Here is a 24,918-nt window from a genome sequence, read left to right as displayed (position 1 = left end):
TAGGGGCTCAAGTCTTGCGCTGAGGCGGTGGCACCAATGGACGAGCGCAAGCCCACCATCCACTGGTGTGAATGAATTGTGGCAATCAGCTTGTCAAAGGTACGCATAGGAAATACTCGCAAAAAACAAAAAACCCCGCACAGAAAACTGCCGGGGTTTTGGGGTTCAAAGACCGGCAAGACATATAGCCTTGCCGACAGAGCGGTAAGGCTAGGTGAGGATCAAATCTTTGATAGAGAACATGGGTGGATTATACGAAGTATGGAGATTTCTTGCTTGCCGCAAAAAAAAAGCTTGGCCAGGTGGCTGCCTGCGATGACGTCGAATCAGGGCCTTGCTTGAAGGGCGTGCAACAGGTGCGCAAGGTTGGATAGAGCGCCATCAGGGCGCTCTGCCCACTGGGCCTGCACAATCGCTCCATCGATAGCCAAAGCCACCGCCTGTGCGGTGAGCAAGCGGTTCTTCGATGGAGGAAGCAAGGCAGCAACTGCCGCCGTCATACCCTCTTTGTGCATCTGGGCAATGGCCACAACTTCGGGCTGGGCTCCCCCCAGCTCCACCACGCTGTTGATAAACGCGCAGCCCCGAAAACCCTCATCTTCCAACCACTCACGCAGCGCGGGGACCACTGCGCCCAGGCCCACGCATTGGGTTCCGTATCGGCGCAAGGCATCGGCAAACCAACCCATCCACTGTTCATGCCGGTAGGTGAGGAACGCCTGGATCAACTCGTTTTTGCTGGGGAAGTGGCGGTAGAAGGTCACCTTAGCCACGCCTGACTCTGCAATCACGCGGTCGATGCCCGTAGCCCGAATGCCATCGCTGTAGAAAAGCCTGTGCGCCGTCAGCAAGATGCGGTCACGGGCAGGCTGATCTTTCAATTCGGGAGTGGCAAATAGCGACATGCAGACATTGTAGACAAGTCTGTCTACATCCATTAATATTCGTATGTAGACAGATCTGTCTACAGACTACTCCGCCGCTTTAAAAAGGTCCCCATGGAAGCCCGTCCACCAGTCCCCCCATTTACCCTTGCAACCGCCATACAAAAGGTGCGGCTGGCGGAAGACGCCTGGAACTCGCGCGATCCAGCACGCGTGGTGCTGGCCTACAGCACCGACACACGCTGGCGCAACCGTGCCGAGTTTCCGGTTGGCAGAGAGGCAGCGCAGGCTCTGCTGGAGCGCAAATGGACGCGTGAACTGGACTACCGGTTGATCAAGGAGATATGGGCCCACGCCGACCACCGGATTGCAGTGCGCTTCGCGTACGAATGGCACGACGATGCAGGCCACTGGTTCCGCAGCTACGGCAATGAGAACTGGGAATTCAACGCGGACGGCTTGATGACCCATCGCCACGCAAGCATCAACGACCAGCCGATCCAAGCATCTGAGCGCAAATTCTTCTGGCCACTGGGGCGTCGCCCCGACGACCACCCGGGGCTGAGCAATCTCGGCCTGTAAGGTGTGATTCTTGCATTCACTTTTGACTTTCTAACCACTGCCACCCAGGAGCACCTATGAACCGCAACGACGTTACCGAAAAAATCATCACCGCCAAAGTCGCCAAAGGGCTGAAATGGGAGAGCGTCGCCAAGAAGGTGGGGCTAAGCAAAGAGTGGGTCACCGCGGGCTGCCTGGGCCAAATGACCTTCGATGAAAAGCAGGCCAAGGTTGTTGGCAAGATTTTTGGCCTGAGCGCCGAAGAGATCAAATGGCTGCAGGTGGTGCCCTACAAAGGCTCGCTGCCCACGGCAGTCCCTACCGACCCCCTGATCTACCGCTGGTACGAACTGGTCAACGTCTACGGCACCACCATTAAGGAACTGATTCACGAGGAATTTGGTGATGGCATCATGAGCGCGATCGACTTCAGCATGGACATCGTGCGCCAACCCGACCCCAAGGGGGACCGAGTCAACGTGGTGCTGTCGGGCAAGTTTCTTCCGTACAAGCAGTACTGAGCGCAGCGAGGGGGGTAATCTCATCCGCCCCCTCTTGATTGCACTGCAGTTTAGGAATAAGCTGCCCAGCGTTGGAAGGACATGCTGTGGCATGAAAGGCTCCTGCTGAGACCCGACACAGGGTTCCGTGTGGAGTTGGCAGTTGTGCGGAGGGAGGGCCGCCCAGACCATGTCTTCAACATCCCAGGTGTACGCCCCACCTGCTGAATCGGCGTTCTTGTCCACCATGTCTGCAGATCAGCGGCATGGGTGGTTGGCTGCCGCGACGATTGGTGTATCCCTGCTCGTCTTTCTCGCAGCGGCGCCTTTTGCACGGGTCGCGCTCACGCCAGTTCCGGCGTTCATTCCTCTGTACCAGTCAGCGGTCATTACCAATGACATCATTACCGCGGTGCTGCTGTTAGGGCATTACCGCTTCCTGCGCACACCAGCCCTGTTGGTCTTGGTGTGTGGCTATCTTTTTTGCGCCGTGATGGCGACTGCACATGCCCTCAGCTTTCCCGGCCTATTCGCACCGGGAGGCGTAGTGGGTGGAGGCGCTCAAACCACGGCGTGGCTGTACTTTCTGTGGCACGGTGGCTTTCCGATATTTGTTCTGGTCTACATCCGCCTCAAGGAAACCAAGCGGACTCCCTCAGTGGGGCCACCGCCACAGACGGCAACACCCTCTACGGTTGCGCTTCCTGTGCTGGCAACGCTGGCGTTGTGCGGGCTTCTGGTGTTTCTGACAACCATCGGGCATGACACCCTACCGGCCATCATGCGTGGCAATCGGGACGATCCGCGCAAGATTTTTGTTGCGGCTTGTACGTGGGCGCTGTCTTTACTGGCTCTGTTCAAAGTATGGCGCAGTAAAGAGCGCAGCGTGTTGGATCTGTGGTTGATCGTTTCGTTGACCGCTTGGCTCTGCGATATCGGCTTGGCCGCACTGCTCAATGGGGCGCGTTTTGACCTCGGGTTCTATGGAGGACGGGTCTACGGACTCTTGGCATCGTCCTTCGTCTTGATGGTGCTGTTGCTGGAAAACGGACGCTTGCACATGGAGCTCGCCCACGCCAATGCGCGCGAACAACGCAGAAACGAAGAGTTGGAGCGCGCACGCAATGCCGCCGATGCTGCGACCCAAGCCAAATCGGACTTTCTAGCCGCGATGAGCCACGAAATCCGTACACCGATGAACGGCGTCATCGGAATGGTCGAAGTGCTGGCGCGCTCCAGCCTCAAGGGCCACCAGGTCGACATGGTCGAGCTGATCCGAGAGTCCGCATTCTCGCTACTGACCATCATTGACGACATTTTGGACTTCTCGAAGATCGAGGCGGGCCATATGGCGATCGAAGCCCGATCGCTGTCTGTGACCGAGGTGGTGGAGAAGGTCTGCGTCATGCTGAACCGGCTGGCGGAGAAACAGAATGTCGAGCTCACGCTGTTCACGGACCCGGCGATTCCACACAGTGTGGAGGGCGATAGTCTGCGTTTACGCCAAGTGTTGATCAACCTGATCAACAACGCCGTCAAATTTTCAGGGGGGACCAGGCGCGTCGGCAAGGTTCTGGTGCGGGCCGTACTGATGCGCTTGGAGGCAGGCCATGCCCACATTGAATTTCAGGTCATTGACAACGGCATTGGCATGGATGAGGCGACTATCGCGCGCCTCTTCACCGCGTTTAGCCAAGCCGACGCGTCCACCACGCGGCGCTTTGGTGGCACCGGCCTGGGGTTGGCCATTTCCCAAAAGTTGGCGTCTCTGATGGGCGGCACCGTGAGCGTGCACAGTACGCCAGGTCAGGGCTCTCGCTTCGTTCTGCACATGCCCTTCAAGGTTCTGACTATCCCCGAGGACGAGCGCAAACCGCCGCCGTTGGTCGCAGGACTGGCGTGCTTGGTCGTTGAGGATGGAGGCGGAGGTGACATTGCCAGAGATTTACAGGCGTACCTGGTTGACGCTGAAGTTCGCACCCAATCGGTAGCAGACCTGCAGGGGCTGCGCATGATGGCCTCCTCACTGGAACCCGGCCTGTGGATCTGGATCATCAACGCCGGCTCCAACCAACCTCCATCGGTCGATATGCTGCGCGACATTGCAGCACTCAATCCATCCATCGATGCGCGCTTTGTCGTCATCGGGCGTGGCCCTGACCGTTACCCGCACCGCGTAGATGCAGACCGGGTCACGGTGGACGGGAACGTGCTCACACGCTCGGCCCTGCTGCGCTCCGTTGCCATTGCGGCGGGGCGGGCGCAAGAAGACGATGAAAGTGCTGATGTGGTCGAAAAACCCAGGCATGCGGCAGCGCTGCCCACCACACTCTCGCGTGAGGAAGCGCGCCGACTGGGACGGCTGATTCTGGTGGCGGAAGACAACGCCATGAACCAGAAAGTCATCATCCAGCAATTCGCGCTGCTGGGACTCACGGCAGATGTGACAGGCGATGGACTGCACGCGTTGCACCGCTGGCAGAGCGGCGACTACGCTTTGATACTGACCGACCTGCATATGCCGGGCATGGACGGCTATCAGCTCAGCGTGGCCATACGGGCTCAGGAAGCAAAGTTGGCGTTGGGTTCTGAGCAATCAGCGCGCATACCCATCATCGCCTTGAGCGCCAATGCCCTCAAAAGCGAAGCTGAAAACTGCCGCAATGCCGGTATGGACGACTTCCTGCGCAAGCCCGTGCCGTTGGCCGAGCTGGAGGCCATGCTGGAAAAATGGTTGCCCAAGGTGGCGACTGCAACGCTTGTCGCACCGACCGTGATCACGGAACAAACGCATGGTAGTCCGGTAGATGTCCGCGTACTGAGTGATCTGATCGGTGATGACCCACACGTCATCGCAGAATTCCTGCACGAGTTCCGACGCAGTGCCCAACGCAATCAGCAAGAGATCGTCCGAGCATTTGCATCCCAGAGCGACGCCGACATTGTTGCTGCCGCGCACCAATTGAAATCGGCCGCTCGATCGGTCGGTGCGCTGGCATTGGGGGCGCTGTGCGAAGAACTTGAAGCGGCAGCAGCGCGTCATGACAAGTCGAGCCTGCAGCCGTTGCACGATCGCTTGCTGGGCGAGATGCAGCAGGTCGACACCTATTTGGCGGGCGTCTTGTCGGGCGACCACCCAAGCCCTGCTGTCCGGAAAGACCTGGCGCCCCCTTAAAGTCGATTCGGAACACGATATGCGTATCCCCCTCGATCTGAAAGTGCTGGTGCTGGACGATGAGCCATTCATCCTCAAGGTGCTGGCCTATTTGTTGGCCAGAAAAGGCTTCCATGACGTGACCACCTGCGACAACGGGTCGGCCGCACTGGCGTTGGTAGACGAACACGCGGCACCGCAACTCATCTTTTGCGACATCAACATGCCTGGCATGGACGGCGTGGAGTTTGTCCGCCGTCTGGTGGAGCACGGCTACTCCGGCAGCTTGGTGCTCGTGAGTGGTGAGGATGAGCGCACCTTGCAATCCATGCGAAGACTCGTGCAAGCCCATCACATCGAAGTATTGGGTTGCCTGCAGAAACCGGTAACTCCCGCGAGCCTGGAAGTCATGATGGAAGCCTGGAGGATGCCCATTTCCGCACCGCGCAGCATTGCGGAAAAGACCTACCATGAAGATGCGTTGCGACAAGCCATCGCGACGAAGCAATTGGTCAACTACTACCAACCGAAGGTGGCCTTGTCCACGGGCAAAGTGGTGGGCGTGGAAGCGCTGGTACGTTGGCAACACCCCACGGACGGCCTGGTCTACCCGGATCAATTCATCGGCGTTGCTGAGGCATATGGCCTGATTGACGACCTGACCCATTTGGTTCTGGAGCAGGCCCTGCAAGACATGGCGGCGTGGAAGCACATGGGGCTGGAGCTCCAGGTGTCGGTGAATGTTTCTATGGACAACCTCAGCGCACTGGACTTTCCAGATATGGTTTCCGCAATGGCCGCATCGGCCGGCATTGCGCCCACTGCGCTCATCCTGGAAGTGACGGAAAGCCGGCTGATGCACGACTTGCGTGCTCCGTTAGAAATCTTGACCCGATTGCGGCTCAAGCGCTTTGGGCTATCCATCGACGATTTTGGTACTGGACATTCTTCTCTGACGCAACTGCGCGACCTGCCTTTTGACGAACTGAAGATTGACCGGAGCTTTGTACACGGGGCCCACGATACAGAAAACATTCGTGCGATCTTTAACGCCAGTGTCGGCTTGGCCAAGGAGCTGGGCATGAAGGTGGTGGCAGAGGGTGTGGAGGATGCGGACGATTGGGCCTTCTTGCGTTCCACTGCCTGCGATCTGGCACAGGGGTATCACATTTCTCGGCCCATCTCTGCCAGCGAGTTTGTACGGTGGGTCGACTCGTATCGACGCAGTTTGGGAAATGATACGTCTGCCCAGGCCCCGAAATTGTCCCGAGGCTAAGCCACAGGTTTGTGTTTTCTAAAGGCTTGCCAGATTGCCAGGTCGTATGAAATCTTAAGAAGACCGCATGCAATCAAAGGGGCAGACAGCATGCCTACCGCAAAGAGCGCGCCTCCGATGGTGGGGGCTGCAGCCGAAGCCAGGCTTTTGGGAACCAGGGTGAAGCTTGCGGCAGCGGCACGCTCACCGGGAGTCACTACGGCCATCACAAACGCGCTACGGGCGGGAACATCCATTTGGGACAGCAGTGATCGAACGATCAGCAACGCGAGAACAACATGCAAATTCGAAACGAAGGCGGCCGCAATCAGGCATACGCTGGCAGGGATGTGTGTGAACACCATGGTGTTCAGCAGTCCAACGCGTTTGGCCAGACGTGGTGCGGCCAGTTGAGATGCAGCAGAGCAAAGCCCGGACCAAAAGAAAAAATGCCCTGCAGACGCAACCGACATGCCGAAGCGCTGAAAGAGCCAAAGCGCCAACAGGGCGTTGACCACCAAACCACCCGCAAAAGAGTCCACAGAAAACAGCGTTGCCAGTCGAATCACGATTTTCCGGGAAGGCCCCAGTGGAATGGCCGGCTTGCGCTGCTCCATATGGGGTTTTGGCAAGCGCAGGTAAAGCATCCACACCATCAGGCCAACACATCCGTAAAGCACGAACATGCAGCGCAAGGCTCTCAGCGGGGATACGCCTAACCACGCGCTGAGCAATCCTGGTACGGCGGCCGCGAGCGCACCAAACGCGGAAAGCAGCGATCCCATCAAGCTGTAGCGCGCAAACAGCGCCGTGCGAGCATCACCATCGGCGGCCTCGGCGATGCGTGCATGCTCCAAAGGAAGAAAAAGACTCACGTCGCCAGAGCTCGGGTTCAGCGTCCCCACAAATGCAATCAGCATCAATGGCCAGAATGTGGAACTCAACGCAAACGCGAAGCCTGTTGCGCTCATCAATAGTGCAGCGCCCAATAGCAAACGCCCATGGTGGACGCGGTAGCCCCAGGCGCCAATGGCCACCGTGGCTAGCGCCGACCCAAGCAAGGTGGAGGTGGCAAGCACGCCCACCTCCCAAGTGCCCAGGCCCAAAGCCATCAGGTACGCCGGCAGCAACACCGCGACATAGCCATCCGCGAAGGCACGCAATGCACGGCCCACCAGCACGGGCATGACGCTGGGCTGTGTGTCATGCGGTAGCAGCCAATGTTTCATTGCACCCGGGACTTTAGCGCGGAGCCTCACACGGCGCCAGTGGCCAACCCAAACTCACCCTGGAATCCACAACTTGGGCAAGCCGCCCAGTGGCTTGAGCAGCCGGGCTACCGCGCCATCGCGCACCAACTGGGTGGCATGCGCGATGTCCGGCGCGAGGTAGCGGTCCACGTTGTGGGCAGGCACATCTTTGCGCAGCAGCGCGTGCACGGCTTCCAGCACGGGTGAGCTTTTCAGCGGACGCAAAAACTCGATGCCCTGCGCGGCGGCCAGTAGCTCGATGCCAAGGATGTGGGCGGTGTTGTGGATCATGCCCTGCAACCGGCGCGCGGCGAAGGTGGCCATGGACACATGGTCTTCCTGGTTGGCGCTGGTGGGCAAGCTGTCCACACTGGCGGGATGGGCCATGGATTTGTTTTCCGACGCCAACGCTGCAGCAGTCACGTGCGCAATCATGAAGCCGCTGTTGAGGCCCGCATCGGCCGTGAGGAACGGCGGCAGGCGCGACACACCGCTGTCGATCAGCATGGCAATGCGGCGCTCTGCAATGGCGCCCACCTCGGCGATGGCCAAGGCCATGCCATCCGCGGCCAAGGCGACTGGCTCTGCATGGAAGTTGCCACCGGAGATCATCGCTCCATCGTCGGGAAACACGAGCGGGTTGTCCGTTACGGCATTGGCCTCGATGAGCAACACGCGCGCGGCGTGGCGCAGTTGGTCCAGGCAGGCGCCTACCACCTGCGGCTGGCAACGCAGACAGTATGGGTCTTGCACGCGGTCATCGTTCTCGGCATGGCTGGCTCGGATGGGGCTGCCCTTGAGAAGTTCGCGGTAGTACTGCGCCACGTCGATCTGCCCGGGTTGGCCGCGCACGGCGTGAATGCGCGGGTCAAACGGGCCGTCGCTACCGCGGGCGGCGTCCAGCGTCAGCGCACCAATCAGCAGCGCGGCTTCCAGCACCGGCTCAAAGGCCAGCAGGCCGTGCAGCGCCAGCGCGGTCGATGTCTGCGTGCCATTGATGAGGGCCAGCCCCTCCTTGGCCTCCAGCTCCAGCGGCGCAATACCGGCGTGTTGCAGCGCCTGCAGTGCGGGCACGCGCACACCGTCCACCATCATGTCGCCCTCGCCCATCAGCGCCAACGTCATGTGGGACAGCGGCGCCAGATCGCCCGATGCCCCCACCGAGCCTTGCGCAGGAACAAAGGGCACCAGGCCCGCGTTGTGCACGGCCAGCAGCGTGTCTACCACCCGCTCGCGGCAACCAGAGTAACCACGTGCCAGGCTGGCGGCCTTGGTGGCCATCATCAGCCGCATGATGGGCGCGGCCAGTGGCTCGCCCACGCCTACGCTGTGGCTGCGGATCAGATTGCGCTGCAGCGTGGCCAGTTGGTCCTTGTCGATGCGCTTGTTGGCCAGCTTGCCAAAACCGGTGTTCACGCCGTACACGGGTGCGTCACCATCGGCCGCGGCCTTCACCAGCGCGTGCGACGCGCGCATGGCTACGCGGGCGGAGTCGGGCAGGCTCAATTGGCACACGCCGGCGTGGATCAGGCCCAGCTCGTCGAGCGTGATCTTGCCGGGGTTCAAAACGAGAGATGTCATGGAATGTGCTTTCTTGTTGTTGTGGATTATTTCGCCAGCATGGGCAAGTTCATGCCCTGTTCTTTGGCGCACTGCACGGCAATGTCGTAGCCCGCATCGGCGTGGCGCATCACACCGGTGCCGGGGTCGTTCCACAGCACGCGCTCCAGGCGCTTGGCGGCCGCATCGCTGCCATCGGCCACGATAACGACGCCGCTGTGCTGGCTATAGCCCATGCCCACGCCACCGCCGTGGTGCAGGCTGACCCAGGTGGCGCCACCAGCAGTGTTGAGCAACGCGTTGAGCAGCGGCCAGTCGCTCACGGCATCGCTGCCATCCTGCATGCTTTCGGTTTCACGGTTGGGCGATGCCACGCTGCCGCTGTCCAAGTGGTCACGGCCGATGACGATGGGCGCTTTCAGCTCGCCACTCTTCACCATTTCGTTGAAGGCCAGGCCGGCGCGGTGGCGCTCGCCCAGGCCGATCCAGCAGATGCGTGCGGGCAGGCCCTGGAAGGCGATGCGCTCGCCCGCCATGTCCAGCCAGCGGTGCAGCGCCTTGTCTTCGGGGAACAGCTCTTTCATCTTGGCGTCGGTCTTGCGGATGTCTTCGGGGTCGCCGCTCAGCGCCACCCAGCGGAATGGACCTTTGCCGCGGCAGAACAGCGGACGGACATAGGCGGGCACAAAGCCGGGGAAGTCGAACGCGTTCTGCACGCCCTGGTCCAGCGCCACCTGGCGGATGTTGTTGCCATAGTCCACCGTGGGCACGCCCATGGCCTGAAAGTCCAGCATGGCCTGCACGTGCACGGCGCAACTCTGGGCCGCGGCCTGGCGCAACGCGGCGTGCCGGTTGTCGTCCGTCTGTGCGGCGCGCCACTGCTCCACCGTCCAGCCGCTGGGGAGGTAGCCGTTCACCAGGTCGTGGGCCGAGGTCTGGTCGGTCACGATGTCGGGGCGAATGGCACCGTTCTTCACACGTTTCACCAACTCGGGCAATACGTCGGCCGCATTACCCAGTAGCGCAATGGACACGGCTTTCTTCGCGGCGCTGTACTTAGCCAGGCGCGCCAGTGCATCGTCCAAGTCGGTGGCCTGCTCGTCTACGTAACGGGTCTTGAGGCGGAAATCGATGCGGCTTTGCTGGCATTCGATGTTGAGCGACGAAGCGCCCGCAAAGCTGGCCGCCAGCGGCTGCGCACCGCCCATGCCGCCAAGCCCGGCGGTCAGTATCCAGCGACCGGCCAGGCTGCCACCGTAGTGCTGCTTGCCAGCTTCCACAAAGGTCTCATACGTGCCCTGCACAATGCCCTGGCTGCCGATGTAGATCCAGCTGCCGGCCGTCATCTGCCCGTACATCATCAGGCCCTTCTTATCCAGCTCGTGGAAATGCTCCCACGTCGCCCACTTGGGCACCAAGTTGGAGTTGGCAATCAGCACACGCGGCGCATCCGCGTGGCTGCGGAACACGCCCACGGGCTTGCCACTTTGCACCAGCAGGGTTTCGTCTTCGTTCAAGTTGCGCAGGCTTTCCAGGATGGCCTCGTAGCAGTCCCAGTTGCGCGCGGCCTTGCCAATGCCGCCGTACACCACCAGAGCGTCGGGGTTCTCGGCGACCTCGGGGTCCAGGTTGTTTTGCAACATGCGGTAGGCGGCTTCGATGAGCCAGTTTTTGCAATGCAGCACCGTGCCACGGGGCGCGCGCACGGGGTGGGCTTGGGCAGGTATTTTGGAAGTTGGCATGGTGGTTTCTTTCAGGGTCAACGTCAGATGGCGCAAAGTTTACTTGTCTAGACATGTCTATGCAACTACAATTTATTCATGCCCCAAGCTCCCTACACCCGTGTCAAAGATTTCCTGAAAGACGGCCTGGCCCAGGGCCAATGGACGCCCGGCACGCAAATGCCATCGGAATCCGAGCTGGTCAGCCAATTCCAGGTCAGCCGCATGACGGTGGGCCGTGCCATACGCGAGCTGCAGGCGGAAGGGCTGGTCACGCGCATTCAGGGGGTGGGCACCTTTGCGGCCCACTTGGCGCGCGTGTCGTCCACGCTCACCATCAAAGACTTGCACGAAGAAATCCTGGCCCGCGGCCACCAGCACCATGCGCGCGTGGTGCTGTCCCGCGCAGAGCCCACGGCTGATGGCCTGGCGCAGCAGCTGGGCCTGCCACGGGGGGCGCCGGTGTTCCACACGCTCATCGTGCATTACGAAAATGGCGTGCCCCTGCAGTGCGAAGACCGCTATGTGAACCCAGCCTGCGCGCCCGACTATCTGCAAACCGACTTCACCCAGACCACGCCCACACACTACTTGCTGGCGGTGGCCCCGCTGTGGGAAGCGCAGTACTCCATCGAGGCCGGCCCGCCCAGCGCGCACGAGGCCGAGCTGCTGGGCATTGCACCGCAAGACCCCTGCCTCATCGTCGTGCGCCGCACCATGAACCGCGACGTGCCCATCACCCTGGCGCGGCTGGTGCACCCCGGCACGCGCTACCAGATCCACGGGCAGTTCAAGCCATGACGCCGCAATTGGTCCAGGCCCAGGAATGCGCCCCCCAACCCTGGCGCAATGGCGGCGGGCAAACGCGTGAACTGCTGACCTGGCCTGCGGGGCCGAACGGGCAGCTGCGCATCAGCCGGGCCGACATCGATGCGGACGGCCCCTTTTCTGCCTTCCCCGGTGTACAGCGTTGGTTTGCGGTGCTGCAGGGAGCGGGCGTGGCGCTGCAGCTGGGTAGCGAACGCCGGTTGCATGCGGGCGACGCACCGCTGTGCTTTGACGGTGCCGATGCACCCGCCTGCCGCCTGCTGGACGGCCCCACGCAAGACCTGAACCTGATGGTGCGCACTGGCAAAGGCTTGATGCAAGCGGCACGGCCGGGCCAGGCGTGGTCCGCCACGTTTGCCGCCTGCGGCCTCTACACCTGCCAAGCCGGGCGGTGGAGCGATGGCACACAGACGCTGCGCCTGGCCGCCCACACGCTGCTGTGGCACGCCACGCCGCGCAGCGCAACTTGGCAGTTTTTGGTCGACGACAGCACCCAAGCCCTGTGCGCCTACTGGCTGGGCTTTTCACCCGACAGTGCCACCATTGGAGGACACGCATGACCGCCCTCACCCTTTGGCGCAACGCCAACCTGGCCACCCTGCATGGCAACACCCCCTGGGGGTGGATCGCGGACGGCGCGCTGCTCACACAAAGTGATCGCATCGTCTGGGCCGGCGCTGCAGCGGCCCTGCCCGCAGCACAGGCCAAACTGGTGGAAGACGAATACGACCTGGGCGGCGCTCTGCTGACACCTGGCCTGGTGGACTGCCACACGCACCTGGTCTACGGTGGTCAGCGCGCGGCCGAGTTTGAGTTGCGTCTGCAAGGCGCCAGCTACGAAGAGATTGCGCGTGCGGGCGGCGGCATACGCTCCACCGTGGCGGCCACCCGCGCCGCGAGTGACGAGGAACTGTTGACAAGCGCCATGCGCCGCGCACAAGGCCTGATGGCCGAAGGCGTGACCACGCTGGAAATCAAATCAGGCTACGGACTGAGCGAATGGGATGAAGCCCGCTGCCTGCGCGTGGCGCGCGCGCTGGACGATGCGCTGCCGCTGAGCGTGCGCACCACCTACCTGGGTGCGCACGCCGTACCACCCGAGTTCGCGGGCCGCACCGACGACTATGTAGACGCCGTCTGCGCCTGGATGCCTGCGCTGCAGGCCGAGGGCCTGGTGGACGCGGTGGACGCGTTTTGCGAAAACATTGGCTTTACGCCCGCACAGACGCGGCGCGTATTTGAAGCCGCACGCGCGCTGGGTTTGCCGGTCAAGCTGCATGCCGAGCAGCTCAGCGACCAGAGTGGTGCGGCGCTGGCGGCCGAGTTTGGGGCGCTGTCGTGTGACCATCTGGAGCACCTCAGCGAGTCCGGCATACGCGCCATGCAAGCCGCAGACACCGTGGCTGTACTGCTGCCGGGCGCGTATTATTTTTTGCGCGATACCAAGCTCCCACCCATAGAAGCCTTGCGCGTGCACCGCGTGCCCATGGCCATCGCCACCGACCACAACCCAGGCACCTCGCCCGGCCTGTCGCTGCTGCTGATGCTCAGCATGGCCTGCACGCTGTTCCGCCTGACGCCCGAAGAGGCACTGCGCGGCGCCACGGTGCACGGCGCACGCGCGCTGGGCCTGCACGACCGCGGCACGCTGACCGCCGGCCAACGCGCGGATTTCTGCGTGTGGGACCTGGAACACCCCAACGAGCTGGCCTACTGGTTTGGCCACAACCCTTGCCGCCGCACCGTCGTGGGCGGACTGGAGCGCACGCTATGACCCATCCCGTGTTGACCTTGACGCCCGGCAGCACCCCGCTCTTAGTGAGCTTTCCGCATGTGGGCACCGAGATTCCGTCTGACCTGCAAGCCCGCATGGTGCCGCGCGCGCTGGCCACCGAAGACACCGACTGGCACCTGGAGCCACTCTACAGCTTTGTGCGTAGCCTGGGCGCGGGCACCATCGTGCCGCGCTACGCCCGCTATGTGGTGGACCTGAACCGCCCGCCCGAGAACGCTCCCATGTACCCCGGCGTGAACAACACCGAACTGTGCCCCTCCCGCTTTTTCAGCGGCGACCCGCTGTATCTGGAAGGCCAGGCGCCCGATGAGGCTGAGGTAGCGCAACGCCGCGATACCTACTGGCGCCCGTACCACGACGCCCTGCAGGCCGAGCTGCAGCGCCTGCGCGCCGTGCACGGCCACGCCGTGCTGTTCGATGCGCACAGCATCCGCTCTGTGCTGCCCTGGTTGTTTGACGGACAGCTGCCAGACCTGAACCTTGGCACCGTAAATGGCAGCAGCGCCTCGCCCGCATTGCGCGAGGCGCTATCAAAAGTATTGCAAAGCCAGTGCCACTTCAGCCAGGTGGTGGACGGCCGCTTCAAAGGCGGCCATATCACCCGCCACTACGGCCGCCCGGCCGAGAACGTGCACGCCATCCAGCTGGAGATGTGCTGGCGCTGCTACATGGCCGAGGAGCCGCCTTACGCGATTGACCCGGCACGTGCAGCAGTCGTGCTGCCCGTGCTGCGGGCGCTGGTGCAGACGATGGTGAACTGGGGGTCCGCATGAGCGAAGCTTTGCTGTGGGCACCGCAGGCCTGGATAAACGGTTCTAGCAAAAGCGGCCGCTGGGAACAGAACGTGTGTCTGACCGTGGACGCGCAAGGCCACTGGGCCGACATCACGCCCAACATCCACACGCCGCCCGCCCACGCCACCGTGCTGCCCGGCCCCGTGCTGCCGGGCATGGTCAACGCACACAGCCACGCGTTTCAACGCGCGTTTGCCGGCCTGGCCGAACGGCGCGAATCGGCAGCGGATGATTTCTGGTCCTGGCGCGACCGCATGTACGGCGTGGCGCTGCGCATCACGCCTGCGCAGCTGCGTGCGGTGGCGGCGCAGCTGTACGTAGAGCTGCTGCAGGGCGGCTACACGCAGGTGTGCGAATTCCACTACCTGCACCACCAGCCCGACGGGCTGCCCTACGCGGACGAAGCCACCATGGCCTGGGCCGTGGCCGACGCGGCCGCCGACGCAGGCCTGGGCCTGACGCTGCTGCCCGTGCTGTACGAGCGCGCAGGCTTTTCCCAGCCCACGCTGCGGCCGGACCAGCGCCGCTTTGCAGGCACACCGGATTTCATTTCCCGGCTGCAGACCACGGTGCGGGCCCGTGGCCGGCCGCTGGTGAATGCGGGTGTGGCCATCCATTCGCTGCGCGCAGCCTCGGCTGAATCCATCGACGCCTTGCTCGCCCAAGTGGGCGATGCGGACATACCCATCCACATCCATGTGGCGGAGCAGATGCAGGAGGTGCGCGATTGCCTGACCAGCACCGGCCAGCGACCCATTGCATGGCTCGGTCACCGCTGGCGCATGGACGCCCGCTGGCAGCTGGTGCATGCCACGCACACCGAGCAGGCCGAGATTGACGCGGTGGCGCGCAGCGGCGCGGGCATCGTCATCTGCCCCAGCACCGAGGGCAACCTGGGCGACGGCATTGCCGATCTGCCTGCGTGGCTGAACGCCGGCGTGCCCATGGCGCTGGGGTCAGACAGCCATGTGAGCCGCCAGTGGGCCGAAGAGCTGCGCTGGCTGGAGTACGGCCAGCGCCTGCGCCTGCAGCAACGCAATGTAGCCGCCGCGCCCACGCAACAACCCGCCACGGCCGCTCGCCTCTTCGATGCGGCCTTGCACGCCGGCGGCCCGGCCGCGGGTCAGGCGCTGTGGGGCCTCACGCGCGGCGCGCGTGCCGATGCACTGGTGCTGGATGTACAGACGCCGGGTCTGCTCGGCATACCCACCAGCCACCGGCTGGATGCGCTGCTGTTTGCCACCAATGCAGCCGCACTCAGCGAGGTCTGGGTGGCGGGCCGCAAGGTCGTGCATGGCGGGCGCCATGTCGAGCAGGACCGCATCGCCGGGGACTTTGAGGCCACGATGCAGTCGCTCTGGGGAATATAAGAAAAATCAGCCCCTAGCCCCCGTATCCATTGCGCCAGCAGCTCCTCTTTTAATAGCAGGCCGCACATGCCCAGAATTTTTCTCTCATGCCAGCCAGCGGACGTTCTGCAAGACCTCAGAGAAGAAGGCGCGCAAAGTCCCGGGACTCATTTTGTACGGGTCGAAGTCTGCACTGCTGGAGTACTTTAAAAACAGCTGTCGACTCTCTTGGGTCGCGGCAATCAACCCCATGGACCAGCCCCCGAACTGACGTACAACAATCTCTGAAAAATCCAGCACCGCGGGATCTTTGTGACGGCGGTCCTTCAATATCCGGTGGTACAGCGCATTGACCGCTAGGCGATCACCTTCAAGCTGCTGCAGGAAAATCCCGTTGGACAAACAGAGCGCCCCGGTAATTCCCGCGACCTGGTTATTGCGTGCGGAACTTTGCAAAATGTCCTTCACATCTCCAGGCCCCAGGATGTTTGCAGATCGACTTGCGTACGTCAGTTGCACTAGCATGGTGACCTTACCTTTGAATGTTTTCCGAATGAGCTAGCCAAGGAACATGAGGTTACAAGGCTTCCAATAGCTTGGTGGATCTCACGGATATTCAACGGCAAGGAGGAGTGGTTACTGGGCAACCTTGCCGGGAAGCGATAAATCGCCCGACGCCACCTTGAACACATCCACCACGCACAGCAACGGGTTGTGTACGCTGGCGTTAACGCGCAGCGCGGCGGTCACGCCATCAAAATTCGCTGTGTTGACCGCACCGATATCGTCAAATGGAACGCGGACCTCTACCGTGCCTCCTTTGAAAGTGGGGCTCCAACCGGGACTGTCGATCAGGATCGGGAGGCCTGGCCAAGTCTTTGGTAGCGTGGGCTTGGTACCGTCCGGAATATCCACAACCTTGAGCGCGCCTTTGCCGCAGGCTTCATCCGGTTGAAGTACGACCCAATGCGAATGCCACACACCGCCGTCATTCTTGGTGTCACCATCGCCGTTTTCATCGAAGAGCGGCGTGTCGTCAAAGTCAGGGTGTGAGGTCAGTGCGAAGGCCAAGATGCCCGCTTTGGCCTCAAATCCGACCATGGACGGATCCAGGCTGGTGGGCCAAACATAGGAGAACACGCTGCTGCCTGCCAGCTTGCCGGTCTTGGTCGGTTTGTTGGTGCCAGCTTTTCCTGAAACGTGCATGTGAAACACCGCCGTGTTGCCTTGCGTGGTGATCTTGGTGTGCACGATGTCGTAAGGCGGTTTCACCGCCTTGGCGACTTGGCTCTGAATGCCTCCGGTGTGGTGTTGACCATCGTGGGCCAGCGCGAGTTGGCTCAATCCAACGCAGGTCAAGGCGCTTGCCAGTTGCTGGAGACGAGAGAGTTTGTTCATCGAAATACCCTTTGGAAATAGGCCGGTGCGAATCTGCACAGAGAGAATTTTGTGGCCTTGGTCTGTATGATTGGTATCAAATAAACCATAAAACATACCAATTCATCCAAATGACGCTATCTTCGCCCCTGGCTTTGGACCGGCTGTCTTCATTGCTTGAAGGCTTTCAGGTGTCGGCACGGCTGTTCCATACGGGCGCCCTGTGCGGCGTCACAAGCTTCGATGCACAAACCGGCAGGGGTTTTTTGCATGTGCTTCGCAGGGGAAGCATGGCGGTGACCCACCGTCCTGGTGGGGGTGCCGTACAGCGCATTGAGGTGAATGCGCCGACGCTGCTTTTCTACCCTCAGCCCTTGGCACATCAGTTCCACAACGCGCCCGAGGACGGCTCGGACTTCACATGTGCCTCGGTCCACTTTGAAGGTGGAGCCCATCATCCGCTGGCGCGCGCGTTGCCTGCCGTGATCGTGCTGCCGCTGGCTGAAGTGACCAGCCTGGCCGGCACCTTGGATTTACTGTTCCTGGAAGCTGACAACGTGAGGTGCGGCCACAGATTGATCGTCGATCGCTTGTTTGAAATCGTCTTGCTCCAGCTGCTGCGGTGGTTGCTCGACCATGGTGACGAAGGTGGCGTCTCCATCGGCTTGGTATCTGGCTTGGCCGACCCTCAGCTAGCCCGTGCGCTCACTGCCATGCATGACAGTCCAAAGCGTCCATGGTCTTTGGAAGGGCTCGCAGCCCAGGCCCAAATGTCGCGCAGTGCTTTCGCCAGCCGGTTTAAAAAAGTGGTGGGGGTCGCACCGGCGGAGTATCTGATTGATTGGCGGATGACGCTGGCCAAGAAGCAATTGAAACAAGGCCTGTCCGTGAAACTGATAGCGCTGGAATTGGGCTACGCAAACGCATCAGCACTCTCTCGTGTTTTTTCGCAGCGCACCGGTATGTCCCCCCGCGACTGGCTGGCCCAGAGCCGCACCGCTACCTGAATGCATGGCACCACTACCCCAGCGTCTTGACAACCCAAGCCGCCAACAGAACGGCCCCCATTCCCAGCTGCACCCACCAGGCAGCCTTGCTGGCCTGTGCAAAGCCTGAGACCAAACGGGCTTTGCTGCGTGCAAATGCACCTAAGCCCAGCACAAAAACAAACGCGATCACCCAGGCAACCCAGGCCACGCCAACGCCCATGCAGCCAAAACTCTCGCACTGCAGACGCCAGATACCCATGGCCGCCGCCAGCAGCGCGAGCACCGCGATCCCATACACACTGACAAGTGCTTTAGCCATGCCACCAGCCTAACGCAAAAGTAGGTAGGCACCCGCAAACTGCACCCAAAACACATGCCAGTTCAACCGCTAAGGCGCGGACGCGTTTTCACATAATTCCTCATGATCTCGCCAACCCACGCATCCGCCATCTCTGCCGCCAACCAGCACGCCTTTACCGCGCCACCGGCAGAGAGCAATGCATCAGCCTTCCATGAAAACCTGCGACTCGCCACGGATGCGGCGAACCAGCCTGACGACACACGAGAGCGGTTTCGCATCACCGGTCCGGTCCACCAAGGCAAGCTGGTGGCGGAGTACCAGATGCCGGATGCGCTGGTCCAAGAAATGGCCACGCGGGAGCAGGAAGAAAAGCGGCGCGAAGACATCAATTTTCGCTACGCTTATGAGCACCAGTACAAGCCTGTAGGGCAGGTGCTGGTCAATGGGAAGTTGTTTGCCGAGGTGGACGAGAGCGGTGGCTATGGGCTTGCCCACAGCCTGCGGGGCCTGAACCCCAACGACGTGAGCCCCGAGGCACGCGTGGAAGAAATAGCGCGTGTACTGAAAGGCAAGGGCCAGGTGGAAATCAAATACGCTAACTTTGTGCCGGGCTTTGGCGGTTGGAGCGGACCGTCCGCTCCGGAATCCGCACTCCCTGCCTTCACCGCACGCAGCCGCCAGGACCTCATGCAAGAGGCCATGGACACGATGTCACGCCTGAAGTCGGCATCTGCAGCGCCGGTACCCCACACCGCCCAGCCTTAGGCTTTTCAAGCAAAATCGGCCTCTAGCCCTCGTATTTATTGCGCAAGCAGCTTCTCTTTTGATAGCAAATCGCGGTCCCAATAGGGGGGACTGCCGATGGCGGATTTGAGGTGGTCGATGAACAGCTGCGCCTTCGCAGCGTGCGAGCGCCCCTTCAGCCGCACGGCGTGGATGGCGCTCACGGACTTGGCGCCGCTGGCATCGTCGGGCGGGAACAGCTGCACCAGCGCGCCGCTGGCCAGCTGGTCATAGACCAGCCAACTGGCCAGGTGCACGACGCCCAACCCTGCCACGCCGGCCTGCAACAACGACGCCGTGTCGTCTGACTTGAACCGCCCTTTCACCGCCAGCGCGTTGCCGTGGTTCACCCCGGCAAACGACCACCAGCCCGTGGGCACGCGCGCCGATGACACGGTCAGGCAGCTGTGCTGCAACAAGTCTTCTGGCACTGCAGGGCGACCGTGGCGACGCAGGTAGTCCGGGCTGGCGCAGGCCAGGCGGCGGATCGGCGCCAACCGCGTGGCCACCAGGTCGCTGTCGGGCAGCGCGCCGATGCGGATGGCCACATCGGCGCGCTGGGTGCTCAGGTCCACCCACTGGTCGCTCAAGTGCAGGTCCAAATCAATCGCGGGGTACTTCGCCAAAAAGCTGGTGATGACGGGCGTGACGTGCTGGCGCCCGAATGCGGCGGGCACAGTCACCGTGAGCAGGCCCTTGGGTTCGGCCTGCGCGTCCAGCAGGGCTGCGCGCGCGTCTTCCAGCTCGGCCGCAATGTCGGTGGCGCGTGGCAAAAACAGCTCGCCCGCATCGGTCAGCAGCAGCCGGCGTGAGCTGCGCTGGAACAGGCGCACACCCAGCGACGCCTCCAGCGTGTCGATCTGCCGGGAGACGGACGACACCGCCACGCCGCGTGCCTTGGCCGTGGCGGAAAAGGTGCCGTACTGGGCCACATCAATGAATGCCTGCAGGTTTTCGATCATGGTGGGTTGGGTAGTTAGTTTGCGTTTTTTGCAATCTTCAATTGCGTATCGCATGATTGTTGCGAATAAAGCTCAAAAGCACAATCGCTCTCGTCATCAACCCTACGAGAGCCAACATGTTCAAGTTCTATTACCACCCCTCCCCCAACCCGGCCAAGGTCGCCCTGCTGCTGGAAGAGTTGGGTCTGCCCTACGAGATGGTGCCGGTCGACGTGCGCAAGGGCGAGCAGCACCTGCCCGCCTACCTGGCCATCAACCCCAACGGCAAGACGCCAGCCTTGGTCGATGGCGATGCCACCGTGTTCGACAGCAACGCCATCCTGCTGTACCTGGCGGTCAAGACTGGCAAGTTTTTGCCGGTGAACCAGCCTGCGGTGCGTGCGCAGATGTATTCGTGGCTGATGTTCATTGCCACGGGCATTGGCCCCTTCTCGGGCCAGGCCGTGCACTTCGAACACTTTGCGCCCGAGCCCAAGGCCTACGCCCAGCAGCGCTACAGCTTTGAAGCCTGGCGCCACTGGAAGCTCATCAACACCCACCTGGCCGAGCGCACCACCATGGTGGGCGATGACTACACCATCGTCGACATGGCGCTGTGGGGTTGGGCACGCGCGGTGCCCATGGTGCTGGGCACCGACGCCTGGGAGCAGTTGCCCCACGTGAAGCGCTTTCTGGACCACATCAACCAACGTCCCGCCGCGCAGCGCGCCGAGGCACTGGCCGAACGCCATGCCTTCAAGACGTCCATGGACCAGGTCGCCATGGACGCCATGTACCCCCACGCCCGGTGATGCGCAGCAGCACCAATTCATCCACCCTTGTTCAACCCTTCCACTTTTTCACTCTTATGAAAACACACCGCATCCCCACTTCCCTGCGCCGCCTTCTGCTGTCCACGCTGTTGGCCAGCACCACCGCCTTTGCCGGCGGCAACATCACCTTCAGCACCGAACAGGCCTACCCTGAAGGTGTAGCCTGGTCCGCCGCGCAAAAGGTCTTCTTTGTCAGCTCGGTGCACCAGGGCGTTGTCGGCAAGGTCACGCTGGACGGGCGCTACACACCCTTCATCCTTGACGAAAAACTCATTTCCAGCGCTGGCCTGCACCTGGACACGGCGCGCAACCTGCTGTGGGTCGCCATTGGTGACCTGGGCGCCTCGGTGCGCAGCAAGCCCGAGAACCAGGGCAAGCTGGCCGCCATCGCCGCTTACGACGTGACCACGGGTGAGCGCCGCGCGTACCATGACCTGGGCGCGCTCATCGAGGGCGGGCACTTTGCCAACGACATCACCACCGACCCGCAAGGCAACGTGTACGTGACGGACAGCTTTGCACCCGTGATCTACCGCATCGACCCCAAGGGCACGGCCAGCGTGTTTGCCAAGAGTGACATGTTCAAGGGCGAAGGCTTCAACCTCAATGGCTTGGTCTACCACCCCGATGGCTACCTGCTGGTGGGCAAGTACAACAGCGGCGAGCTGTTTCGCATCAGCACCAAAGACCCGTCCAACATCCGCCGCGTGAAGCTGAACGACACCCTGGTCGGCGCCGACGGCCTGCTGCTGCGCGGGCGTGACCGCATCACCGTGGTGCAAAACGCGGGCAAGGACCGGGTGCTCGATGTGGTGTCGCACGACGGCTGGGAAACCGCCACACTGCAAGCCGCCAAGCCCAGCGCGCAGTCCTTCCCCACGGCAGCGGCCGTGGTCGGCAAAGACCTGTATGTGCTGAACGCGCGGCTGGACACCTTGTTCTCGGCGGATGCGCCCAAGGTGAGTGAGTTCTTGCTGCAGAAGTTCTGATCGGAGAGAGCGGCCCCTATCGGGGTCGCTGCGCCAGCCCGGGCTCAGTCCGCGCTGGCGCCCGTGAAGGCCGCGGTCTTTCGAAAAACAATTTCCCCGGTCGCGACGAGAACGACCCGAATTTCCCGCCCATACGGAATGGTGACGCTCTTGGCCGCGACCACCGTCGCCAGCCCCCGGTCATGCACCAGCACGTTGTTGGAGCCCGCCGGGGGCAGCAGCGGCCCCACCATGATGTCCGAACTCTCGATTCGATAATTCGATCTTTCCATTCAAACCTCCTCGCCAGCCCAATTTTTGGGGGAAGTTGATGGTGTGCAGCTTGTGTGACCCGGCCGTGTCAATCACACGCCAAAGCGCACAAACAAGTTGATGGAAAACCCAGCTTGATAGGGGCCGCCTACCAGAGGCCCCCCAGGGCTGCCCCAAGCACGGTATTCGCTGGGGAAACAGCCAGCACTGGGGAAAACCTCACGATTGCTGCATTGCAACAAAGCAAGTAGTCTGTCCCTGTGTTGTCGGGTCGTCACCATTTCTTTGCATGAACTTAGGAGTACACACCATGGGTAAAAAGACGGAAAAGTTGCAGCGCGTTGTCAAAAAATTGGCCAACCGGTATGGCGCCGGTGACGCGGATGTTTTGCGCCTGGCATCGGAGTTGAAAGTGCTGGAGTCATTGGAGTCACCGCGCACTGAGCGGCGCTCTTACAAGACCTCCGACTTCAAGTTCCAAACGCCGGCCAAGCAATTGTTCTTTAGCGCTGACGAACCCACCAGCCACTAGACCGCGCAGAGGTGGTCTTCTCCAGGCCCCCTATTTGCGGCGGCGTACCGCCGCGCCCACCAAGCCCAACCCCATCAGCAGCATGGCGTAAGACTCTGGCTCTGGCACCGCACTGATGTTGTCCAGCCCCACCATATTGGCGGCGCCGGTCAGGTCGAACGAGCGCGCGGTGCCATTGAAATTCAGCGTTACGGATTTCCAGACGCTGTAGTCAGCGTCGGTGGCGGTGAGGTTGAAGCTGCCCAGCAATGTGCCCGATCCATTCAGCCCGGAATACACCTGAATGGCACCCGCCACGGCTACCGGGCTGGAATAGAAGAACGAAAGCCCCTGGTCCACGCCAGACGCCACGTTCATATACGCATGCGTGTTGACCGCCCCATCCAGCTGAACCAAGCCCACGCCCAGAGGCGACGGTGCCTGGGCGTAGTAGTCACCGTTGGGCAAGTTGCCCAGGCCATCGTTGTTGGATAAGCCCAGTACATTGGTAAACGTGACGCCCAGGGGTGAATAGAGGCTGTCTACCGCAGTGCCGTACTCCCAACTCTTTTCAAAATCCACCAGAAAAGAGGTGCCTGCAAACGCGGGGACAGAGGCGGCCAAGGCCACGGCTGCAATGAATGACTTCATGAAACACCATCCTGAGAAGAGTTGAATGCTCCCCATTCTTCACAGGCGTGTTTCAGCGCCGTGACACGGTTCAGGCGATTTCAGCCGCAGTGGCAGAGAAAGACAGCGTGTAGACGCCACTGAAGGCGCCCGCTTGCGCACCGCGCTGCACGAGCGCGTCCGCACACAACGACGAGGCGGCCAAGGCTTTGAGTGTGTCCAGGTCATAGCCAACCACCACCAAAACCCAATCCGCAAAACGGTCGCCACCGCGGATTTTTTGCTCTGTGGTCTGGGGCATGGCCGGCGCCTCGTGGCGCAGCAGGTGCCCACCCACACAGCCTGGCTGGTCCACCAAGGTGTCGATGGTGGTCTTCAGCGACGTGCGCAGGGTATCGTCAGACCCAGACGCAGGGGATAGACGAATAACCAGCGCGTGGCGCGCCACGTTGCCGCCCCGGGATTCGAGCACATGGCACTGGCTGCGCACCATGTTGCGGTGGTGCGGCATCATTTGTGTGGACCAGGGCGAAGGCGCATTCAGGTGTGCCAGATACGTGGCCGACGACAGCGTCGCGTGCGCGTCCAGCTCGTACATCTGAAACACGCCCTCGCCACCATCGGCTCTGCTCCAGCGCGTGGCGCGCGCAAAGCCGGGGATGGCCAGCCGCTCGCGAAAGTGTTCGTGCGAATGCCAGTCTTGAAACTCGGCGTTCATCTCGGGCGCCATGTCCCACCACATTGCCAATGCCGCGTGTCCCAGTAGTGCCATGTAATTCCTCTCAAGCCTTGCCCAACGGGGGCCTGCCAAACATACCAGAGGCGTTGCTGATGGGCCCCAACTCGGCTGCCGCCGCCAAGAGTGCGGGCGCCAGCGCGTACATGCGCTCCTTGGTCAACCGAATGCGGGGGCCGGCAATGCTGATCACGCCAATGGCCTCCTTGCGCCGCATGACCGGGGCAGCAATGGCCGTCATGCCAGGGGCAAACACCTCGTCAATCATGGCGTAACCACGCACGCGCGCCGCGTGCAAAAAGCCCAGCAATGCCTTCACCGTGGTGGGCGCGTTGGGGCCATAGGCGTCGGGTGTTCCAAAGCCTTGCTTGCTGACCAGCTCCAGCGCACGCTCGTCGCTCATGGTCAGCAGCCATGCATGGCCGGATGCAGTGCAAGACAGGTGGGCCAGCATGCCCATATCGGGGTCGTAGCGCAGCCCCTTGCGCATGCCCTGCGCTTTGGCCACCCAGGTGAGCCGGTCGTCGTCCACGATGGACAGCCGCACCAGCTCGCCGGACGCCGTGGCCAGCCGCTCCAGCAGCGGCTCGGCCACATCCACAATGCCAGCGCCACTCAAATATCCCAAGCCCAAGGACACGATCTTGGTGGTCAGCAGGTAGTCGCCCTGCGGGCGCACCTGGCGCACGTAGCCGCGGCCCACCATCTCGGTCAGCAGGCGGTGACAGGCGCTCAGGGGAATGTTCAGCTCTGAGGCCAACAGCGCCAGCGGCAGCCCGGCGGGGTGGGCTGCCAAATGCTCCAGTATCGATAGGCCGCGGTCCAGCGCAGTGCTCACGTTCCATTTCCTTTTTTGTATCGCGATATCAGTTTCCAATTCAGAAACTGTTTCTTTGTCTGCTTCAAGAATACAGGCTGGAACAAC

General features: G+C 61.9%; 26 protein-coding genes. 14 read left to right on the top strand and 12 right to left on the bottom strand.

The genetic code is table 11. The features are described from left to right. Positions 1 to 326: 326 nt before the first annotated feature. Entirely contained in the window at positions 327 to 905 is a 579-nt protein-coding gene (locus tag AC097R_RS09545) for a TetR/AcrR family transcriptional regulator (protein ID WP_479597845.1), read from the bottom strand. 93 nt (positions 906 to 998) lie between these two features. Here AC097R_RS09545 and AC097R_RS09540 point away from each other — a divergent pair, with 93 nt between their 5' ends. From AC097R_RS09540 to AC097R_RS09525, 4 genes are all read left to right on the top strand, one after another. Beyond that, entirely contained in the window at positions 999 to 1,466 is a 468-nt protein-coding gene (locus AC097R_RS09540; RefSeq protein WP_479597844.1) for a nuclear transport factor 2 family protein, read from the top strand. 56 nt (positions 1,467 to 1,522) lie between these two features. Continuing rightward, positions 1,523 to 1,966, top strand: a complete 444-nt coding sequence (gene cynS / locus AC097R_RS09535; RefSeq protein WP_479597843.1) for a cyanase — start codon at positions 1,523 to 1,525, stop codon at positions 1,964 to 1,966. 169 nt (positions 1,967 to 2,135) lie between these two features. Further along, positions 2,136 to 5,120, top strand: coding sequence for an MASE4 domain-containing protein (locus AC097R_RS09530; RefSeq protein WP_479597842.1), 2,985 nt, complete (start codon positions 2,136 to 2,138; stop codon positions 5,118 to 5,120). A 19-nt stretch (positions 5,121 to 5,139) separates the two neighbouring features. Next, positions 5,140 to 6,375, top strand: coding sequence for an EAL domain-containing response regulator (locus AC097R_RS09525; protein ID WP_479597841.1), 1,236 nt, complete (start codon positions 5,140 to 5,142; stop codon positions 6,373 to 6,375). On the opposite strand, the gene AC097R_RS09520 is transcribed toward AC097R_RS09525, so the two are convergent. The 3 genes from AC097R_RS09520 to hutU all read right to left on the bottom strand — a co-directional run bounded on the left by AC097R_RS09520 (position 6,372) and on the right by hutU (position 10,906). Then, positions 6,372 to 7,541 carry an MFS transporter gene (locus AC097R_RS09520; protein WP_479597840.1) on the bottom strand — a complete coding sequence of 390 codons (1,170 nt, stop codon included), beginning with the start codon at positions 7,539 to 7,541 and terminating at the stop codon, positions 6,372 to 6,374. The two genes, AC097R_RS09525 and AC097R_RS09520, sit on opposite strands and share 4 nt — an antisense overlap. 96 nt (positions 7,542 to 7,637) lie before the next feature. Beyond that, complete coding sequence (hutH, locus tag AC097R_RS09515; protein ID WP_479597839.1) at positions 7,638 to 9,185, bottom strand: histidine ammonia-lyase; 1,548 nt, start codon at positions 9,183 to 9,185, stop codon at positions 7,638 to 7,640. 26 nt (positions 9,186 to 9,211) lie between these two features. Continuing rightward, positions 9,212 to 10,906: a urocanate hydratase gene (hutU, locus tag AC097R_RS09510; protein ID WP_479597838.1), complete on the bottom strand. Its 1,695-nt coding sequence runs from the start codon at positions 10,904 to 10,906 to the stop codon at positions 9,212 to 9,214. A gap of 78 nt (positions 10,907 to 10,984) precedes the next feature. Between hutU and hutC the strand changes: the two genes are divergently transcribed. Genes hutC through AC097R_RS09485 form a run of 5 tightly spaced genes read left to right on the top strand, consistent with a single transcriptional unit; the run spans position 10,985 to position 15,672 of the window. Next, positions 10,985 to 11,686 (top strand): histidine utilization repressor, encoded by a 702-nt coding sequence (gene hutC / locus AC097R_RS09505; RefSeq protein WP_479597837.1) that lies wholly within the window; start codon positions 10,985 to 10,987, stop codon positions 11,684 to 11,686. Further along, the gene (locus AC097R_RS09500) at positions 11,683 to 12,273 is read left to right on the top strand and encodes a HutD/Ves family protein (RefSeq protein WP_479597836.1); all 591 of its coding nucleotides are present in this window, start codon (positions 11,683 to 11,685) and stop codon (positions 12,271 to 12,273) included. Before hutC ends, AC097R_RS09500 begins: the two co-directional genes overlap by 4 nt. Next, positions 12,270 to 13,487 carry an imidazolonepropionase gene (gene hutI, locus AC097R_RS09495; protein ID WP_479597835.1) on the top strand — a complete coding sequence of 406 codons (1,218 nt, stop codon included), beginning with the start codon at positions 12,270 to 12,272 and terminating at the stop codon, positions 13,485 to 13,487. The genes AC097R_RS09500 and hutI overlap by 4 nt, the downstream gene beginning before the upstream one ends. Continuing rightward, positions 13,484 to 14,281: an N-formylglutamate deformylase gene (gene hutG, locus AC097R_RS09490; RefSeq protein WP_479597834.1), complete on the top strand. Its 798-nt coding sequence runs from the start codon at positions 13,484 to 13,486 to the stop codon at positions 14,279 to 14,281. Before hutI ends, hutG begins: the two co-directional genes overlap by 4 nt. After that, on the top strand, positions 14,278 to 15,672 hold the full coding sequence (locus AC097R_RS09485; RefSeq protein ID WP_479597833.1) for a formimidoylglutamate deiminase: 1,395 nt from the start codon (positions 14,278 to 14,280) through the stop codon (positions 15,670 to 15,672). Before hutG ends, AC097R_RS09485 begins: the two co-directional genes overlap by 4 nt. 84 nt (positions 15,673 to 15,756) lie before the next feature. Here the strand turns inward: AC097R_RS09485 and AC097R_RS09480 are convergent, their stop codons facing one another. Both AC097R_RS09480 and AC097R_RS09475 read right to left on the bottom strand, forming a co-directional pair. Continuing rightward, positions 15,757 to 16,176 (bottom strand): BLUF domain-containing protein, encoded by a 420-nt coding sequence (locus AC097R_RS09480; RefSeq protein ID WP_479597832.1) that lies wholly within the window; start codon positions 16,174 to 16,176, stop codon positions 15,757 to 15,759. Positions 16,177 to 16,287: 111 nt separating this feature from the next. Further along, positions 16,288 to 17,145 carry a hypothetical protein gene (locus AC097R_RS09475; protein WP_479597831.1) on the bottom strand — a complete coding sequence of 286 codons (858 nt, stop codon included), beginning with the start codon at positions 17,143 to 17,145 and terminating at the stop codon, positions 16,288 to 16,290. A 14-nt stretch (positions 17,146 to 17,159) separates the two neighbouring features. Here AC097R_RS09475 and AC097R_RS09470 point away from each other — a divergent pair, with 14 nt between their 5' ends. After that, a complete protein-coding gene (locus tag AC097R_RS09470) occupies positions 17,160 to 18,035 on the top strand; it encodes an AraC family transcriptional regulator (RefSeq protein ID WP_479597830.1) in 876 nt (291 codons plus the stop codon). Positions 18,036 to 18,048: 13 nt separating this feature from the next. Here the strand turns inward: AC097R_RS09470 and AC097R_RS09465 are convergent, their stop codons facing one another. After that, positions 18,049 to 18,336: a hypothetical protein gene (locus AC097R_RS09465; RefSeq protein WP_479597829.1), complete on the bottom strand. Its 288-nt coding sequence runs from the start codon at positions 18,334 to 18,336 to the stop codon at positions 18,049 to 18,051. Between the two features lie 102 nt (positions 18,337 to 18,438). Between AC097R_RS09465 and AC097R_RS09460 the strand changes: the two genes are divergently transcribed. Next, a complete protein-coding gene (locus AC097R_RS09460) occupies positions 18,439 to 19,083 on the top strand; it encodes a hypothetical protein (RefSeq protein WP_479597828.1) in 645 nt (214 codons plus the stop codon). A gap of 35 nt (positions 19,084 to 19,118) precedes the next feature. On the opposite strand, the gene AC097R_RS09455 is transcribed toward AC097R_RS09460, so the two are convergent. Beyond that, positions 19,119 to 20,063 (bottom strand): LysR family transcriptional regulator, encoded by a 945-nt coding sequence (locus tag AC097R_RS09455; protein ID WP_479597827.1) that lies wholly within the window; start codon positions 20,061 to 20,063, stop codon positions 19,119 to 19,121. A 116-nt stretch (positions 20,064 to 20,179) separates the two neighbouring features. Between AC097R_RS09455 and AC097R_RS09450 the strand changes: the two genes are divergently transcribed. Then, positions 20,180 to 20,854 (top strand): glutathione S-transferase family protein, encoded by a 675-nt coding sequence (locus AC097R_RS09450; RefSeq protein WP_479597826.1) that lies wholly within the window; start codon positions 20,180 to 20,182, stop codon positions 20,852 to 20,854. Between the two features lie 56 nt (positions 20,855 to 20,910). Beyond that, positions 20,911 to 21,864, top strand: a complete 954-nt coding sequence (locus AC097R_RS09445; protein ID WP_479597825.1) for a hypothetical protein — start codon at positions 20,911 to 20,913, stop codon at positions 21,862 to 21,864. 44 nt (positions 21,865 to 21,908) lie between these two features. Here the strand turns inward: AC097R_RS09445 and AC097R_RS09440 are convergent, their stop codons facing one another. Further along, positions 21,909 to 22,136, bottom strand: a complete 228-nt coding sequence (locus tag AC097R_RS09440) for a hypothetical protein (RefSeq protein ID WP_479597824.1) — start codon at positions 22,134 to 22,136, stop codon at positions 21,909 to 21,911. A 290-nt stretch (positions 22,137 to 22,426) separates the two neighbouring features. On the opposite strand from AC097R_RS09440, the gene AC097R_RS09435 reads away from it, so the two are divergent. Beyond that, complete coding sequence (locus tag AC097R_RS09435; protein WP_479597823.1) at positions 22,427 to 22,648, top strand: hypothetical protein; 222 nt, start codon at positions 22,427 to 22,429, stop codon at positions 22,646 to 22,648. Positions 22,649 to 22,678: 30 nt separating this feature from the next. Here the strand turns inward: AC097R_RS09435 and AC097R_RS09430 are convergent, their stop codons facing one another. From AC097R_RS09430 to AC097R_RS09420, 3 genes are all read right to left on the bottom strand, one after another. Continuing rightward, positions 22,679 to 23,278 (bottom strand): PEPxxWA-CTERM sorting domain-containing protein, encoded by a 600-nt coding sequence (locus AC097R_RS09430; RefSeq protein WP_479597822.1) that lies wholly within the window; start codon positions 23,276 to 23,278, stop codon positions 22,679 to 22,681. A 70-nt stretch (positions 23,279 to 23,348) separates the two neighbouring features. Then, positions 23,349 to 24,029 carry a hypothetical protein gene (locus AC097R_RS09425; protein ID WP_479597821.1) on the bottom strand — a complete coding sequence of 227 codons (681 nt, stop codon included), beginning with the start codon at positions 24,027 to 24,029 and terminating at the stop codon, positions 23,349 to 23,351. A 10-nt stretch (positions 24,030 to 24,039) separates the two neighbouring features. Then, complete coding sequence (locus AC097R_RS09420) at positions 24,040 to 24,831, bottom strand: IclR family transcriptional regulator (RefSeq protein WP_479597820.1); 792 nt, start codon at positions 24,829 to 24,831, stop codon at positions 24,040 to 24,042. Positions 24,832 to 24,918: the final 87 nt, after the last annotated feature.

Source organism: Rhodoferax sp. ZS1R25 (genome assembly GCF_056521335.1).
This window is presented reverse-complemented; position numbering and strand designations above follow the sequence as displayed.